Raw genomic sequence first — 15,247 nt, forward strand, 5'->3', positions numbered from 1 at the left:
GCTCATAGGCGGATCGGCAGGGACAGCCCGCCGTCGATGGTCAGGGTGCTGCGGGTGATCCAGCGGCTGGCGTCGGACAGCAGGTAGACCGCGCCGTTGGCGACGTCGGCCGGGTCGATGCGGCCCAGCGGGGTCAGGGCGATCTTGTCGTCCATGTCCGCGGTGCTGCCGAGCCTGCTCAGCATCGGCGTGTCGACGTAGCCCGGGGCGATGCAGTTGGCACGGATGCGGTGCCGGGCCTGTTCCAGCGCGAAGGAGCGTACCGCGGCCTCCAGCGCGGCCTTGGACCCGGCGTAGCCGGCGCTGGCTTGCGGCGCCGCGCGCGCGGTCAGCGCCGAGACGTAGACCAGCGAGGCGCCCTCGTGCAGCCGGCGCTTGGCCAGCAACTGCTGGGTCAGGATGACCGGCGCCAGGTAGTTCACCGACAGCATCTGCTGCAGGTGCTTCTCGGCGGCCATCCGGAACGGCACCAGCGCGGCGATGCCGGCGCACGAGGCCAGGCCGTGGTAGCGCTCGGCCGCCTCCAGCAGGGCCGTGCGGGTCGCGTCCTCGGTGAGGTCGCCGACGACGCTGCGGTGGCCCTCGCCAGGCAGCGCCTCGGCAACCGCCTGCAGACGTTCCGCGTCGCGCCCGTTGAGCACCAGCGTCGCGCCCAGGCGCGCGCACAGCGTGGCCACGGCGGCGCCGATGCCCGAGGAGGCACCGGTCACCAGGATGGTCTTGCCCTGCAGCCCGAAGGCATCGGTCGTTGCGGCAGGCGCCATCGTCAGGACTCGATCAGGTCGGGGAACACCGCGCCGTCGATATCGACCAGGCAGGTGCCCCAGGACAGGCCGATGCCGAAGCCGCACAGCAGCACGCGCTTGCGGCCTTCTTCCAGTTCCCTGTTGATCCGCGCGGTCATGGTCACCGGCAGCGAGGCGCCGCTGGTGTTGCCGAAATCGTGCAGGGTGGAGGGCACCTTTTCCGGCGGCAGGCCGAGCTTCTTGCGGATGGTCTCGTTGATCATCCGGTTGGCCTGGTGGAACACGAAGTAATCGACCTCGTCCTTGGACACGCCGCTGTAGTCGAGCAGCTTCTGCACCGCCGGCGGCACCCGCTGGGTGGAGAAGCTCAGCACCGCCACACCGTCCAGCTGCAGGTCCACGCCACGATGCCAGTGGTCGTTCTCGTCGGCGCGATACGGGATCAGGTGCTGCACCCCGACCGGCTCGCGATGGCCGCCGACCGGCAGGATGATCGCGCGATAGCCGCTGCCGTCGCTGTTGAGGTCGAAATGCATCGGCGCCGCGTCGGCGCTGAACTCCAGCGCGGTGGCGGTGCCGGAATCGGAGAAGATCGGATCGTCGAAGGTGGCGCTGCGGTCGCCCACCAGCAGCAGGCCTTTCTTGACCCCGCCGGCGGCGATCATCGAGCCGAGCAGGTTGATGCCGAACGGGTAGGCCGAGCAGCCCAGGTTGACGTCGAACGCCACCGTGGCGTGCGACAGGCCCAGGCGGTCCTGCAGGATGATCGCCGTGGCCGGGATCGGGTAGTCGGGCGACTGGGTGACCACGATCAGCGCATCGACCTCCTCGCGCTGCCACTGCAGGCGTTCCAGCAGCACCTGCGCCGCGTCGAAGGCCAGATCGGAAAAGCACTGCCAGTCCGCGGACATGCGCCGGGTGTGGATGCCGATGTTGCGCACCAGCCGCTCGCGCTCGGAGCGGATCTGCGGCCGGCAATCGGTGAGGTTGGAGACGACGCGCCTGGGCACGCAGGTCGCCATGCCGGCGAAGCGCACGTTGTGCAACGTGGAGGTCGGCATGCTATGCCTCGGTCAGCTGATAGAGATCGCCCAGGGTGACCACGGCGGCCAGGTGCTCGCCGGTGATGGTCTTGCCGTACTCCATGTCGAACATCACGATCACGCCCAGCGCGGCCAGCGAATCCCATTCGGGCAGCTCGCGCAACACGGTGTCCATGGTCACCTCGACCGGATTCTGGAAATCCGTGGCCGACAGGAAATTCTCGATAAACGTCTCTTGGCTCATGCTGCGGGTTCCACGGGTTGGGCGAAGGAGGGAGGGACGAGAGTGCGACGGGAATCGGACGCGGGCATGACGCCGCCCGCCGCGGCGATCAGGTCGACGATGGCGTCCACCTGCTCGGCCGCCAGTCCGGGAAAGATCGGCAGGCACAGCACGCGCTCGGCCATCTGCCGCGCCACCGGCAGGCCGGCCGGGGCCGAGGAGGGCAGGCCGCGGTACATCGGGAAGTCGCTGATCAGTGGGTAGAAATAGCGGCGCACCAGGATGTCGTGGCTGCGCAGCAGCCGGTGCAGTTCGTCGCGCACCAGCGGGAAGGCGTCCTCGACCAGGATCGGGAACGAGGCGTAGTTGGACAGCGCCGGTTCCCGCGGCGCCAGGCAGCGGATCCCCGGCACCTGCGCCAGGCGCCGACGGTACTGCGCGTCGATCGCCCCGCGCTGCGCCAGCGCGTCGTCGATGTGCTGCAGTTGCAGCAGCCCGAAGGCGGCGTTGATCTCGCTCATCTTGCCGTTGATGCCGGTGGCCACCACCGTGGTTTCGTCGACGAAGCCGAAGTTCTTCAGGCGGCTGATGCGCTGGTAGGTCTTGGCGTCCGGGCAGACGATGGCGCCGCCCTCGAAGGTGTTGAACACCTTGGTGGCGTGGAAGCTGAGCACGCTGAGGTCGCCGTGGCGCAGGATCGAGCCGCCGGCGTCCTTGACCCCGAACGCATGCGCGGCGTCGTAGATGACCTTGAGGTTGTAGGTATCGGCGATGCGCTCGATCGCGGCGGTGTCGCAAGGCGTGCCGTAGCAGTGCACCGGCATGATCGCGGTGGTGTGCGGGGTGATCGCCGCCTCGATCTTGAGCGGATCCAGGTTCATGGTCTGCGGATCGATGTCCACGAACACCGGCTTGATGCCGCGCCACAGCAGCGAATGCGCGGTGGCGACGAACGAGTACGGCGTGGTGATCACCTCGCCGGTGATGCGCAGCGCCTGCAGCGCGGTCAGCAGCGCCAGGGTGCCGTTGGTCAGCAGCGCCAGGTGGTTGACCCCCAGATACTCGGCCAGCGCCTTCTCCAGTGCGCGGTGCATGTCGCCGCCGTTGGTCAGGATCCGGCTGCGCCAGATCTGCTCCAGGTAGGGGACGAACGCCTCCAGGGGCGGCAGCAGCGGACTGGTGACGGGGATGGACATGGAACCTGCCTGGCGACGGGTGGAAGTCCCCGGTGCGGAACGCGCCGCCCGGTGCTGTGGAAACGTGAAGCAAGCCACATGCCAAAGGTGCCTGTCCACTGTCGGCGGGGCCGATCGGGATGCGGTGCAGGCGAAACCTGGCTTTGCCACCGCATGCGCGCGCGCCGCGACAGCGCCCGCGTCGGGCCGGCAGGGGGCAGGGAAAGGGAAGAGGGCGTGGCGTTCCGAGGGACAAGGGGCGCGTCGGGTGCGGCCGCACCCGACGCCGTGCGCCGGCTCAGCTCGCCAGTTCGGTCTGGTCGCGGTCGATGCCGTACTTGCGCAGCTTCTCGACCAGGGTGGTGCGCCGCAGGCCCAGCAACTGCGCTGCATGCGCAACCACGCCCTGGGTACGCTCCAGCGCCTCGTTGATCAGCGCCAGCTCGATGTTGGCCATGTGCCCGCGCAGGTCCAGGCCGCTTTCCGGCAGCGTCGCCGCGGCCTGGGCCGGCGCATCCGCGTCCGTCCCCGGCTTGCCGCCGACGTGCAGGTCGACCACGTTGGGCACCCGCCGCGGATCCGTTGCGATCGGCGCCGGTGGGGCCGAGACGTCGATGGACGAAGCGAAGTCGCCGCGGTAGCGTGCCGGCAGGTCCTGCACCCGCACCAGGCCGCCCGGGTGCAGCACCGCCAGGCGCTCGACCAGATTGGTCAGCTCGCGCACGTTGCCCGGCCATTCGTAGCTGCGCAGCGCCTGCAAGGCCTCTTCGGAAAAGCGCACTTCGCCGCGCCCGGTCCGCGCCAGTTGCGCGGCGATGGTGTGCACCAGCGCCGGCAGGTCGTCGCTGCGTTCGCGCAGTGCCGGCATCTCGATCGGGAACACGTTGAGCCGGTAGAACAGGTCTTCGCGGAACTGGTTGCCGGCGATGCGTTCTTCCAGGTTGCGGTGGGTCGCGGCGATCACCCGCACGTTGCAGCGGATGGTGACGTTGCCGCCGACCCGCTCGAAGCTGCGCTCCTGCAGGACGCGCAACAACTTGACCTGCATCGGCAGGCTCATGTCGCCGATCTCGTCGAGCAACAGGGTGCCGCCCTCGGCCATCTCGAAACGGCCCTTGCGCGCGCTCAGCGCACCGGTGAACGACCCCTTTTCATGGCCGAACAGTTCGCTTTCCAGTAGATCCGGCGGGATTGCGCCGCAGTTGATCGCCACGAACGGACCGTCGCGGCGCGGCGACTGCTGATGGATCGCCCGCGCCACCACTTCCTTGCCGGTGCCGGACTCGCCCAGCACCAGCACGGTGGTGTCGAAGGCGGCGACCTGGTCGATCAGCCGGCGCAGGCGGGTCACCGCCGCGCTGGTACCGGTCGGGCCGTTGTCCTGCGCGGCACCGGCCTGGTGCTCGGCGTCTAGGCGCTTGAGGCTGGCGCGGCGCAGCAGGGTTTCCAGCTGCGCGTGGCGCAGCGGCGCTTCCAACTGCCAGACGTTGGCTTCGTGCAGGCCATGGCGCTGCGCGAAGGCCTGTGCATCGCCGTTGAGCAACAGCACCGGCGGCGGCAGCGAACTGCGCGCCACCCAGCCGAAGAAGGCATCGGCTTGGTCCTGGTCGTCGAGCCCGCCGACCAGGATCGCCATCCACTCGGTCTGCCGATGCCGGCCGGGCTGGACGTCGGCCACGTCGGTGACCCAGCGCGGGTTGAGGTCCATGAATTCGAGCAGGCTGACGGTCCGCTCGGCGCGCACCGCGTCGTCATCGATCACCAGGATCCGCGATTCGCTCATGCCGGCACTCCTTCGGTCCGAAGCCCCTCCAGGATCGGCATCACTTCCTGGATGTAGGACAGCTTGCTGACGAAGTTGTCGGCACCGGCACGCATGGCGTGCTCGCGGTGCTCGGCATCGTCGAAATGGCTGGCGATCACGATGTAGGGCGCCTGGTCCTGGGTCTTGATCAGGCGCGTGGCCTGCAGACCGCCCATCTCGGGCATGGCCAGGTCCATCAGCACCACCTGCGGGCGCAACGACTCGGACCGCTCGATGGCCTCCAGGCCATTGGCGGCGCTGCCGATCACTTCCATCCAGTCGAGCTTGCGGAAGTGGCGCATGGCGGCGTTGATGAAACCTTCGTGGTCGTCGACCAGAAGCACGGACAGTTTGTTCATATGCGTCGTTTTTCCTTAGCCCGCACGGGCCAGCAGCGGCTTGCTGCCGCGGCGGCGTTCGCGTGCGGGAGCGATGTCCAATTGTTCACGATACTTGGCGACAGTGCGCCTTGCCACGTTCACGCCCTGTCGCGACAGCAGCCCGGCGATGGCCTCGTCGGCCAGCGGCCGCCCGGCCGGCTCGGATTCGATCAGGCGCCGGACCATGGCGCGGACCGCCTGGCCGGACACCGCGGCGCCTTCCAGGCGCACGGCGAAGAAGTGCTTCAGCTCGAAGGTGCCGCGCGGGGTCTGCAGGTACTTGCCGGTGGTGATGCGGGAAATGGTCGACTCGTGCATGCCGATCGCCTCGGCCACTTCCTTCAGGGTCAGCGGTGCCATCGCTTCCTCGCCCTTGACCAAGAACGCCGACTGGCGCTCGACGATGGCGCGGGTGGTGCGCAGCAGGGTCTCGTAGCGCATCGACAGGCCGCGGGTCAGCCAGCGTGCTTCCTGCAGCATTTCGCGCAGCGGTTGCGCGGCGTCGCCGGCCTCGGCCAGGGCGCGCTCGTGCATCGGGTTGACGGTGACGCGGTGGGTAGTGGCCGGGTTCAGCGCGACACGCCAGGTGCCGTCGGCGTGCCAGGCGACCACGTCCGGCAGCACATGGCCCAGGTCCTGCGGCTGCAGGCTGTCGCCGGGGCGCGGCTGCAGCGACAGGATCAGCCGCACCGCCTCGCGCACGTCGTCGGTCTCGGCGTCGAGCTGGCGGCCGAGCAGGGCGTAGTCGTGGCTGGCGAGCAGGTCGAGGTCGCCGGCGAGGATGCGCGCGGCCAGGTGGCGGCCGGGCACGCGGCCGGGCAGGTCGCTCAGCTGCGCCTGCAGGCACTCGCGCAGGTCGCAGGCGCCGAGGCCGCCCGGGTCGCCGTGCAGCAGGCGCTGGCGGACCGCCTCGGCCTGCGCCACCGACAGGCCCAGGCGGGCGCTGGCCAGTTGCTGCAGGGTGTCCAGCGCGCCGTCCAAGTAGCCGGCATCGTCGCAGTGTTCCAGCCAGAACGCGGCCGCCGCCAGTTCCGCCGCCGGCAGTTCCAGGGCCAGCCGCTGCAGCACGCGCAGGTGCGGATCGGTCGACTCGCCCGCGGCGATGCGCTGCATGCGGTCGTCTTCGCCATCGTTCCAGCCGGCGGCCGGGATGTCCCACATCGAGGATTCGGGCAGTTCGTCGAATGCAGCGGTTTCCAGCGCGGCGTCCTCATGCTTGACCACCGGCTCGATCACGCCCTCGGGCTCTTCCAGCTCGAGCAGCGGATTGGTCTCCAGCGCGCGGCGGATTTCCAGTTCCAGTTGCATGCCATCGAGCTGCAGCAGCCGGATCGACTGCAGCAGTTGCGGGGTCAGATGCAGTTGCTGGCCCAGTTGGGCGGAAACGGTCGGCTTCATGCGAACTTCCTCGGTTCGGCGCCAACCCTCTGGCGCCCGTGGAACGCATAGTGCTTGTCGCCCGACGGTAACAGAATCGGGGGGTTCCTGAGTAGGGTAGTCAAATTCCCGACAGCGTGTCAGGAATTCCCCGACATGCGGCGCGTGGGCGCCGGACAGTCGACGGCGCAATGCCTGATGCAGCAGGGTTCGGCGGAACCGTCACGCCTGCTGACCCATTAAGGCAAGCGCCATGCCAATGTTCCGTGTCGGGATGCCGTCCCCAGTTCAGCTCAGCTCGCCCTGGTGGCGTGCGGCCAGCAGGACCAGATCGTTGGCGCGGCGGCAGCCCAGCGATTCCATCATCCGCGCACGGTGGGTCTCGACGGTCTTGACGCTGATGCCGAGGTCCGAGGCGATTTCCTTGTTGCTCTGGCCGCGGCCGATCTGGCGCAGGATCTCGCGCTGCCGCGGCGACAGCGCGGCGATGCCGACCGGGCGCTCGCGGCCGAGCATCGGCGCGATCATCTTGGAGGAGATCTGCGGGCTCAGGAACACCTGGTTGGCGCTGGCCGCGCGCAACGCCAGCTCCAGCTCCAGCGGGGCGGCGTCCTTGACCACAAAGCCGGTGGCGCCGCGGTCCAGCGCATCGCGCACATGCACCGGGTCGTCGTGCATCGACATCATCACCACCCGGGTCTTGGGCGAGCTGTGCAGCACGTCGGTGAGCGCGTCCAGGCCGCTGCGCCCGGGCAGGGACAGGTCCATCAGCACCAGGTCGGGGCGGTGCAGGGTGGCCAGGTCCACGGCCTGTTGCGCGTTGCTGGCCTCGGCGACCACGTCGACGTCCGCAAATGTCTGCAGCAGCCGGCTCAGGCCGGCGCGTACCAGGGTGTGATCGTCGACGATGATGACTCGCACGGTGCAGGTCCTTCTATTCAGAGCCGCACATTAGCCGAGCCGCCCGCCGCCGCCAACCTCGCCGCGGCGGTCCGGGGGGCGGTGTGCCGGCTCAGCGCGCGCGCCGGCTGTCGGCGATCTGCCGGCGGTGGAGCCGGAACAGGTGGCGTTCCAGGGCCTCTTGCAGGCCCGGCGGCTGTGTCTCGAACCGTAGCCAAAGTTGCACGACGCCCGCGGTGGCGGCCTCAGCCAGCACCCTTACCGGCAGTTCCAGGTGGTCCGGGAGCCAGTCCGAGGGCTGCAGGCGCAGCAGGCCGGCGGCGCCGGCCGCGGCGCCCGAGCGCGCGCCCAGCTCCAGCCGCACGCCCCGGCGTGACCAGCACAGTGGCCGCAGCGGCAGGGCATCTTCGTGCTGGCGGGCCAGCCGGCCCAGCAGCACCAGCATCAGGTCGAGCTTGGCCTCCATCCGCTGGGTCTGCGCGGTGGACTCGCTGCGGTCGTCGCTGCCGTCCTCGCCGCGCAGATCCTCGATCTGCGCCAGGCTGCGCAACAGCGCCTCGCCGGCAGCGAGCCGGCCGGCGCCGTTGCCCAGCCGGAAGTCCGCCGGCAGCGCCAGTTCGCAACTGAGGGTGTCGTGGAACAGTTCGGCGTCGGCCGGGTGCTGCGCCGCGCCGTCCGAGCCGGTGTTCATCCCAGCAGTCCGGCCTGCGAGTAGAGCCGCGCGGCGTGGCTGGACTGGCGGCTGCTGCGCAGCCAGGCCGCGGCATGGTCGCGCTCCATGCGCATCTGCGCGGTCACCGCCTGCTGCAGGGCCAGCAACGGCTTCAATGCCTCGCGCGAGCGGTCGGCGCCGTCCTGCTGCAGATAGGCCTGCAGGTGCCGCTCGTGATCGGCGACCATGGCCTGGGCCAGTGCGTAGTCGTCGCCACGCAGGACCTCGCGCAACTCGTGCAGGTCGTTGTGCAGGTCGGCGAGCTGGATGCTCACGACGCGTTCGCCGTGGCCAGTTCGCGCTGCTGCGCGGGAATGGCGGCCCAGGCCGCGTCGATCTCGCTGAGCAGTTCCAGCGCTTCGGTCAGCGCCGCGTCGTCGTTGTGCAGGTTGGCTTCGGTCAGGCGGTGCATCACGTAGTCGTAGAGCGCCGACAGATTGCCGGCGATCTCGCCGCCGGCCTCGTGGTCGAGCGAGCCGTTGAGATGGCCGACGATGGCGCAGGCCTCGCCGATCGCCTTGCCCTTGCGTGCCTGGTCGCCCTGCGCGAGGCAGGCCTGGGCCTGGCGGATGCGCTGGCAGGCGCCGGCGAACAGCATGGCGACCAGCTTGTGCGGATCGGCATCGGTGACGCTGGTGGAAATGCCCATCTTGCGATATTGCTCGGCGTACTGGCGGCTGGAACCGTACATGGAAAACTCCTCGGGTGGATCGGCTGGCCTCCGCGCCGCGCCGGTGAGCGGCGACGCTGCGGTTGCTGCGGCCAATCCGTAATGACTGTCGATACTCTTTCTATCGGCCGCGACGCGTCTCGACTTGAGCCGCGCGGCCGCGTGCGCGTCAGCTGAACTGCTTGGTCAGGCTGTCGCTCACGCCCTGCATCTGCGTCACCAGCGTCTCCATCGCCGTGAAGCGCGCGGTGTACTGGTCGGTCAGCGTCTGCATGCGCTTGTCGAGATCGCTGAGCTGGTCGGTCAGGTCGGAGATGTGCTTGTTGAGCGCGTCGGTCCGCTGGGTCAGCGTGCCGCTGGTGCTGTCCAGGTTGCTCTTCAGCAGCGTGCTCATGCCGGTACCGAAACTGCCGTTGTTGCCGAGCAGGGTCTTGGCCGCCGACGGATCGGCGGCCGCCGCGGTGTCGAACTTGGCGCTGTCGAAGCTCATCACCCCGTCCTTGTCGATGGTCACGCCCATCGCCATCAGGCCGCTCACGTTGTCGCTGACCAGCCGGCGCAGCGACTGCTGCAGGCCGCGCACCATCGCATCGCCGGTCATCGGCGAGGCCTTCTTGTTGGTGGCGTCGTAGGCGCTGGACGACTTGAGCACGCTGTTGGCGGAGTTGTAGGCGCTGACCAGGGCGGTCAGGTTGGCCTTCAGCGGGGTGTTGTCGCTGGTGATGTTGAGATTGAAGGTGGTGCCGGCCACCGCCTTGGTGAGGTTGATCGCCACACCCGGCACCAGGTCGGCGATGGTGTTGCTGCTGGAGGTGCGCTGGAAACCGTCCACCTTCACCACCGCGTCGGCGGCGGCGATGGTCTGGGTCAGCCCGCCGTTGTTGCCGGGCGGGTAGGTGAGCTTGGCCAGGCCGCCGTCGCCACCGGAGGTGGTGATGGTCAGGGCGCCCTTGGTGCCGGTGTCGACCGCATTGAGCACCAGGTGGTCGCCATCGTCGGCGGTGACCACGCTGGCGGTCACGCCGGCACCGTTGGCGGCCTTGTTGATGAAGTCGGCCACGTCGCTGAGCTTGCTGCCGGCATCGACGTTGATGTTGAGCGTGGTGCTGCCGTAGGCGATGGTCAGGGTGCCGCCACCGACGACGGCGCCGCTGGCGTAGGCCGACGAGGTCAGTTTCTGCGACTGCGCCAGTTTCACCACTTCGATGCCGTACCTGCCGGCGTTGGCGCTGGATGTCACAGTGGCGGTATAGCCGGCGCCGTCGTCGATGGTCGCCTTGTAGGCGCCCTTGTCGGCGCTGTCGGACACCGTGCTCATCGCTGTCTGCAGGTTGGACAGCGCGCTCTTGATCGTGCTCAAGGACGACAGCTGCGCACTGGAGGCGGTACCGTCGCGGTTGATCCGGTCTTCCTGCGGCTGGCGTTCCTTCGACACCAGTTTGGCGACGAAGCTGGGAATGTCCAGGCCTGAGCCGATTCCAGTGGTGGACATGGTGGCGGTCCTTGAGGTGGCCGGCGCGCGGTGCGCCAGCGGCTGAGGGGAGTATCGGCGCGCGGGAGAGCTTCTTGAGCGCCGCCTGCGCGTCGCGACGGCTCCCCGTTGCCATGCAAATCCTGTGCCGCATCCTGGGCGTCAAAAAAAAGGCCCCTCCTTGCGGAGGGGCCCGGTGGTGCGTTGCGTCTGGCCGCGCTTAGCCCTGGAGCAGGCTCAGCACGCTCTGCGGCGCCTGCTTGGCCTGGGCCAGCATCGCGGTGCCGGCCTGCTGCAGGATCTGCGTGCGGGTCAGCTCGGCGGTTTCCTTGGCGTAGTCGGTATCGCGGATGCGGCTGCGCGAGGCCGACAGGTTCTCCGAGGTGGAGCTCAGGTTGGCGATGGTGGAGGTGAAGCGGTTCTGGATCGCACCCATGTCGGCACGCGAGGAGTTCACCGAGGTCAGCGCGTTGTCGATGATGCTCAACGCCTTCTGCGCGCCCTGGAAGGTGGAGATGTCCACGTCCTGCAGGTAATTGGTGGTACCCGCGGTGGCGGTGGCGCTGGCGGCGATGCCGGCGTTGCTGAAGGTGATGCCGTTGGCGCCGGTGGCCGAGCCTGCCGTGAACGAGAAGTCCTGGCCGCCCTTGACCGATTCCAGCTTCAGCGCGCTGCTGGTCGGGTCGATCGAGGCGTACACGCCGGTCTGCGCCAGCTTGTCGTTGATCGCCGAGGCGATCTTCTTGGCCACGTCGGCACCGGCGTCGCCGTTGGCCACGGCCACCGAGGCGATGCTGACGCCGTTGACGACCATGCCGGAGAAGCTGCCGCTGGCGGTCGCGGTGCCGGAGGCCAGCGCGGCCGAGCCGGTCTGGGTGGCGGCGAAGCCGGCCTTGCCCAGCGAGGCGGCGCTGGCGTTGACGATGCTGTTGATGCCGATGGTCTGGCCGGCGTCGGCGCCGACCTGGAACAGGGCGCCGGAGAACGAGCCGTCCAGCAGCTTGGTGCCGTTGAAGTTGGTCTGCTTGGAGACGCGGTCGATTTCCGAGGCCAGCTGCTTGACTTCCGAGTTCAGCGCGCCACGGTCGGTGGTGGAGTTGGTGGCGTTGGACGACTGCACCGCCAGTTCGCGGATACGCTGCAGGTTGTTGCCGATTTCGACCATCGCGCCTTCGGCGGTCTGCGCCAGCGAGATGCCGTCGTTGGCGTTGCGCGAGGCCACGTCCAGGCCGCGGATCTGGGTGGTGAAGCGCTCGGAGATCGCCAGACCGGCCGCATCGTCCTTGGCGCTGTTGATGCGCAGGCCCGAGGACAGGCGCTGGATCGTCGTCGCCAGGCTGGCGCTGGTGGTGTTGAGGTTCCGCTGAGCGTTCAGCGACATTACGTTGGTATTGATGACCTGTGCCATTTGTATGCCTTGGTTTTAACGTGTTTGATACCGTTTCCGCTCGAGGGCTTCTAATGGCGTAGAAGCCCTCGGCGGTGCATCGTGGCTTGCTGCGCTTAGCCCTGGAGCAGGCTCAGTACGCTCTGCGGCGCCTGCTTGGCCTGGGCCAGCATCGCGGTGCCGGCCTGCTGCAGGATCTGCGTGCGGGTCAGCTCGGCGGTTTCCTTGGCGTAGTCGGTATCGCGGATGCGGCTGCGCGAGGCCGACAGGTTCTCCGAGGTGGAGCTCAGATTGGCGATGGTGGAGGTGAAGCGGTTCTGGATCGCACCCATGTCGGCACGCGAGGAGTTCACCGCCGTCAGCGCGTTGTCGATGATGCTCAACGCCTTCTGCGCACCCTGGAAGGTGGAGATGTCCACGTCCTGCAGGTAGTTAGTGGTACCCGCGGTGGCGGTGGCGGTGGCGGCGATGCCGGCGTTGCTGAAGGTGATGCCGGTGGCGCCGGTGGCCGAGCCCGCGGTGAACGAGAAGTCCTGGCCGCCCTTGACCGATTCCAGCTTCAGCGCGCTGGTGGTCGGGTCGATCGAGGCGTACACGCCGGTCTGCGCTAGCTTGTCGTTGATCGCCGAGGCGATCTTCTTGGCCACGTCGGCACCGGCGTCGCCGTTGGCCACGGCCACCGAGGCGATGCTGACGCCGTTGACGACCATGCCCGAGAAGCTGCCGCTGGCGGTCGCGGTGCCGGACGCCAGGGCGGCCGAGCCGGTCTGGGTGGCGGCGAAGCCGGCCTTGCCCAGCGAGGCGGCGCTGGCGTTGACGATGCTGTTGATGCCGATGGTCTGGCCGGCGTCGGCGCCGACCTGGAACAGCGCGCCGGAGAACGAGCCGTCCAGCAGCTTGGTGCCGTTGAAGTTGGTCTGGCTGGAGACGCGGTCGATTTCCGCAGCCAACTGCTTGACTTCCGAGTTCAGCGCGCCGCGGTCGGTGCTGGAGTTGGTGGCGTTGGCCGACTGCACCGCCAGTTCGCGGATACGCTGCAGGTTGTTGCCGATTTCGACCATCGCGCCTTCGGCGGTCTGCGCCAGCGAGATGCCGTCGTTGGCGTTGCGCGAGGCCACGTCCAGGCCGCGGATCTGGGTGGTGAAACGCTCGGAGATCGCCAGACCGGCCGCGTCGTCCTTGGCGCTGTTGATGCGCAGGCCCGAGGACAGGCGCTGGATCGTCGTCGCCAGGCTGGCGCTGGTGGTGTTGAGGTTCCGCTGAGCGTTCAGCGACATTACGTTGGTATTGATGACCTGTGCCATTTTGATATCTCCTCTAAGCGATTTGTCCGGCAACCCGTTGGTGCCTGGAGCCTCCGCAGGGGGCCATCAATTGGCCAGTGCCGCTGCTGGTATAAGTAACGGCGGTCGCTGCGCAACCTTTAGTGATTCGCTGCGAAAAAACCTAGAAATTCGTTGATTTGCAACGTGTCCGGAGCGCGGCGAAGAGCTTGTTTCGGCCGCGCCCGGACAAACTTTAGGTTCCATCGCGCATGTCCGGTACAACGGTGGTGCAGCGCTTCAGGAAGAGGCTGGCGTTATCGCGGCAGCGCCGGGCGATGCGCTTGAGCAGCTCGATCGTGGCGTTGTCGCAACCGCAGCGCGAACGCCTGGCGGACGGATGGGCGGTGCATGGTGGAGTAGAACTGGTCCGTCTTCCGCCGCACCTGGCGACCGTCTCTCCAGGCCATCCTAGGCCATGGCTGGAACCGTCGCAGATCATCCCCGCTGAGGCCGACCAGCCCGCTCTCCGACCATGCGGGTCGCACCAGTCCAGCCGCCGCAATCAAGGCCGCAAGTCGGATATGCCGACCGCGGGGCGACACGTGCGGTTCCACCCGCGCGTCGAGCGCCGGCATCTGGCGGAGAGGTGGCCGCGTCCGGGAGGCGTCTCCCATGCGGTTGGACCAAGGAATAAAAAAGCCCCTCCTTGCGGAGGGGCCCGGTGGTGCGTTGCGTCTGGCCGCGCTTAGCCCTGGAGCAGGCTCAGCACGCTCTGCGGCGCCTGCTTGGCCTGGGCCAGCATCGCGGTGCCGGCCTGCTGCAGGATCTGCGTGCGGGTCAGCTCGGCGGTTTCCTTGGCGTAGTCGGTGTCGCGGATGCGGCTGCGCGAGGCCGACAGGTTCTCCGAGGTGGAGCTCAGGTTGGCGATGGTGGAGGTGAAGCGGTTCTGGATCGCACCCATGTCGGCACGCGAGGAGTTCACCGCCGTCAGCGCGTTGTCGATGATGCTCATCGCCTTCTGCGCACCCTGGAAGGTGGAGATGTCCACGTCCGCCAGGTAGTTGGTGGTGCCGGCGGTGGCAGCGGCGCTGGCGGCGATGCCGGCGTTGCTGAAGGTGATGCCGGTGGCGCCGGTGGCCGAGCCCGCGGTGAACGAGAAGTCCTGGCCGCCCTTGACCGATTCCAGCTTCAGTGCGCTGGTGGTCGGGTCGATGGAGGCGTACACGCCGGTCTGCGCCAGCTTGTCATTGATCGCCGAGGCGATCTTCTTGGCCACGTCGGCACCGGCGTCGCCGTTGGCCACGGCCACCGAGGCGATGCTGACACCATTGACGACCATGCCCGAGAAGCTGCCGCTGGCGGTCGCGGTGCCGGAGGCCAGGGCGGCCGAGCCGGTCTGGGTGGCGGCGAAGCCGGCCTTGCCCAGCGAGGCGGCGCTGGCGTTGACGATGGTGTTGATGCCGATGGTCTGGCCGGCGTCGGCGCCGACCTGGAACAGCGCGCCGGAGAACGAGCCGTCCAGCAGCTTGGTGCCGTTGAAGTTGGTCTGGCTGGAAACGCGGTCGATTTCCGCAGCCAACTGCTTGACTTCCGAGTTCAGCGCGCCGCGGTCGGTGCTGGAGTTGGTCGCGTTGGCCGACTGCACCGCCAGTTCGCGGATACGCTGCAGGTTGTTGCCGATTTCGACCATCGCGCCTTCGGCGGTCTGCGCCAGCGAGATGCCGTCGTTGGCGTTGCGCGAGGCCACGTCCAGGCCGCGGATCTGGGTGGTGAAGCGCTCGGAGATCGCCAGACCGGCCGCATCGTCCTTGGCGCTGTTGATGCGCAGGCCCGAGGACAGGCGCTGGATCGTCGTCGCCAGGCTGGTGCTGGTGGTGTTGAGGTTCCGCTGAGCGTTCAGCGACATTACGTTGGTATTGATGACCTGTGCCATTTTGATATCTCCTCTAAGCGATTTGTCCGGCAACCCGTTGGTGCCTGGAGTCTCCGCAGGGGGCCATCAATTGGCCAGTGCGGCTGGTGATATAAGTAACGGCGACAGGCGCGCAACCTTTAGCGATTTACTGCAGAAGATTTGCCGTTCCGGCGATGCGC

Annotated in this window: 15 protein-coding genes; all 15 read right to left on the minus strand. The window is 68.2% G+C overall.

Going from position 1 to position 15,247, the window contains the following annotated elements; all coding sequences use genetic code 11:
• Positions 1–2: 2 nt before the first annotated feature.
• Entirely contained in the window at positions 3–764 is a 762-nt protein-coding gene (locus PIQ37_RS05605; protein WP_342072701.1) for an SDR family NAD(P)-dependent oxidoreductase, read from the minus strand.
• Between the two features lie 2 nt (positions 765–766).
• Entirely contained in the window at positions 767–1,807 is a 1,041-nt protein-coding gene (locus PIQ37_RS05610; RefSeq protein WP_342072702.1) for a ketoacyl-ACP synthase III, read from the minus strand.
• Between the two features lies 1 nt (position 1,808).
• On the minus strand, positions 1,809–2,033 hold the full coding sequence (locus tag PIQ37_RS05615; RefSeq protein WP_017908530.1) for an acyl carrier protein: 225 nt from the start codon (positions 2,031–2,033) through the stop codon (positions 1,809–1,811).
• Entirely contained in the window at positions 2,030–3,208 is a 1,179-nt protein-coding gene (locus tag PIQ37_RS05620) for a DegT/DnrJ/EryC1/StrS family aminotransferase (RefSeq protein WP_342072703.1), read from the minus strand. Before PIQ37_RS05620 ends, PIQ37_RS05615 begins: the two co-directional genes overlap by 4 nt.
• Positions 3,209–3,485: 277 nt before the next feature.
• Complete coding sequence (locus PIQ37_RS05625; protein ID WP_017908532.1) at positions 3,486–4,970, minus strand: sigma-54 dependent transcriptional regulator; 1,485 nt, start codon at positions 4,968–4,970, stop codon at positions 3,486–3,488.
• Positions 4,967–5,350: a response regulator gene (locus PIQ37_RS05630; RefSeq protein ID WP_010341669.1), complete on the minus strand. Its 384-nt coding sequence runs from the start codon at positions 5,348–5,350 to the stop codon at positions 4,967–4,969. Before PIQ37_RS05630 ends, PIQ37_RS05625 begins: the two co-directional genes overlap by 4 nt.
• A 15-nt stretch (positions 5,351–5,365) precedes the next feature.
• Positions 5,366–6,769, minus strand: a complete 1,404-nt coding sequence (rpoN, locus tag PIQ37_RS05635; RefSeq protein ID WP_043091968.1) for an RNA polymerase factor sigma-54 — start codon at positions 6,767–6,769, stop codon at positions 5,366–5,368.
• A 267-nt stretch (positions 6,770–7,036) separates the two neighbouring features.
• Complete coding sequence (locus PIQ37_RS05640; protein ID WP_017908534.1) at positions 7,037–7,669, minus strand: response regulator; 633 nt, start codon at positions 7,667–7,669, stop codon at positions 7,037–7,039.
• Positions 7,670–7,760: 91 nt separating this feature from the next.
• Positions 7,761–8,339: a PilZ domain-containing protein gene (locus tag PIQ37_RS05645; protein WP_152236985.1), complete on the minus strand. Its 579-nt coding sequence runs from the start codon at positions 8,337–8,339 to the stop codon at positions 7,761–7,763.
• On the minus strand, positions 8,336–8,635 hold the full coding sequence (locus tag PIQ37_RS05650) for a hypothetical protein (protein ID WP_267094072.1): 300 nt from the start codon (positions 8,633–8,635) through the stop codon (positions 8,336–8,338). The genes PIQ37_RS05645 and PIQ37_RS05650 overlap by 4 nt, the downstream gene beginning before the upstream one ends.
• The gene (fliS, locus tag PIQ37_RS05655; protein ID WP_010341674.1) at positions 8,632–9,051 is read right to left on the minus strand and encodes a flagellar export chaperone FliS; all 420 of its coding nucleotides are present in this window, start codon (positions 9,049–9,051) and stop codon (positions 8,632–8,634) included. The genes PIQ37_RS05650 and fliS overlap by 4 nt, the downstream gene beginning before the upstream one ends.
• 148 nt (positions 9,052–9,199) lie before the next feature.
• Positions 9,200–10,522 carry a flagellar filament capping protein FliD gene (fliD, locus tag PIQ37_RS05660; protein WP_342072704.1) on the minus strand — a complete coding sequence of 441 codons (1,323 nt, stop codon included), beginning with the start codon at positions 10,520–10,522 and terminating at the stop codon, positions 9,200–9,202.
• A gap of 199 nt (positions 10,523–10,721) precedes the next feature.
• A complete protein-coding gene (locus tag PIQ37_RS05665) occupies positions 10,722–11,909 on the minus strand; it encodes a flagellin (RefSeq protein WP_342072705.1) in 1,188 nt (395 codons plus the stop codon).
• Between the two features lie 95 nt (positions 11,910–12,004).
• A complete protein-coding gene (locus tag PIQ37_RS05670; RefSeq protein WP_342072706.1) occupies positions 12,005–13,192 on the minus strand; it encodes a flagellin in 1,188 nt (395 codons plus the stop codon).
• A gap of 706 nt (positions 13,193–13,898) precedes the next feature.
• On the minus strand, positions 13,899–15,086 hold the full coding sequence (locus tag PIQ37_RS05675; protein ID WP_342072707.1) for a flagellin: 1,188 nt from the start codon (positions 15,084–15,086) through the stop codon (positions 13,899–13,901).
• Positions 15,087–15,247: the final 161 nt, after the last annotated feature.

It is taken from the genome of Xanthomonas protegens (assembly GCF_038442435.1).
GTDB classification, from domain to species: domain Bacteria; phylum Pseudomonadota; class Gammaproteobacteria; order Xanthomonadales; family Xanthomonadaceae; genus Xanthomonas_A; species Xanthomonas_A sontii.

Bases quoted from the DNA above. Each gene is read 5' to 3' on its own strand.
- PIQ37_RS05605 (WP_342072701.1), bottom strand. From the start codon at position 764: ATGGCGCCTGCCGCAACGACCGATGCCTTCGGGCTGCAGGGCAAGACC.
- PIQ37_RS05610 (WP_342072702.1), bottom strand. From the start codon at position 1,807: ATGCCGACCTCCACGTTGCACAACGTGCGCTTCGCCGGCATGGCGACC.
- PIQ37_RS05615 (WP_017908530.1), bottom strand. From the start codon at position 2,033: ATGAGCCAAGAGACGTTTATCGAGAATTTCCTGTCGGCCACGGATTTC.
- PIQ37_RS05620 (WP_342072703.1), bottom strand. From the start codon at position 3,208: ATGTCCATCCCCGTCACCAGTCCGCTGCTGCCGCCCCTGGAGGCGTTC.
- PIQ37_RS05625 (WP_017908532.1), bottom strand. From the start codon at position 4,970: ATGAGCGAATCGCGGATCCTGGTGATCGATGACGACGCGGTGCGCGCC.
- PIQ37_RS05630 (WP_010341669.1), bottom strand. From the start codon at position 5,350: ATGAACAAACTGTCCGTGCTTCTGGTCGACGACCACGAAGGTTTCATC.
- rpoN (WP_043091968.1), bottom strand. From the start codon at position 6,769: ATGAAGCCGACCGTTTCCGCCCAACTGGGCCAGCAACTGCATCTGACC.
- PIQ37_RS05645 (WP_152236985.1), bottom strand. From the start codon at position 8,339: ATGAACACCGGCTCGGACGGCGCGGCGCAGCACCCGGCCGACGCCGAA.
- fliS (WP_010341674.1), bottom strand. From the start codon at position 9,051: ATGTACGGTTCCAGCCGCCAGTACGCCGAGCAATATCGCAAGATGGGC.
- fliD (WP_342072704.1), bottom strand. From the start codon at position 10,522: ATGTCCACCACTGGAATCGGCTCAGGCCTGGACATTCCCAGCTTCGTC.
- PIQ37_RS05665 (WP_342072705.1), bottom strand. From the start codon at position 11,909: ATGGCACAGGTCATCAATACCAACGTAATGTCGCTGAACGCTCAGCGG.
- PIQ37_RS05670 (WP_342072706.1), bottom strand. From the start codon at position 13,192: ATGGCACAGGTCATCAATACCAACGTAATGTCGCTGAACGCTCAGCGG.
- PIQ37_RS05675 (WP_342072707.1), bottom strand. From the start codon at position 15,086: ATGGCACAGGTCATCAATACCAACGTAATGTCGCTGAACGCTCAGCGG.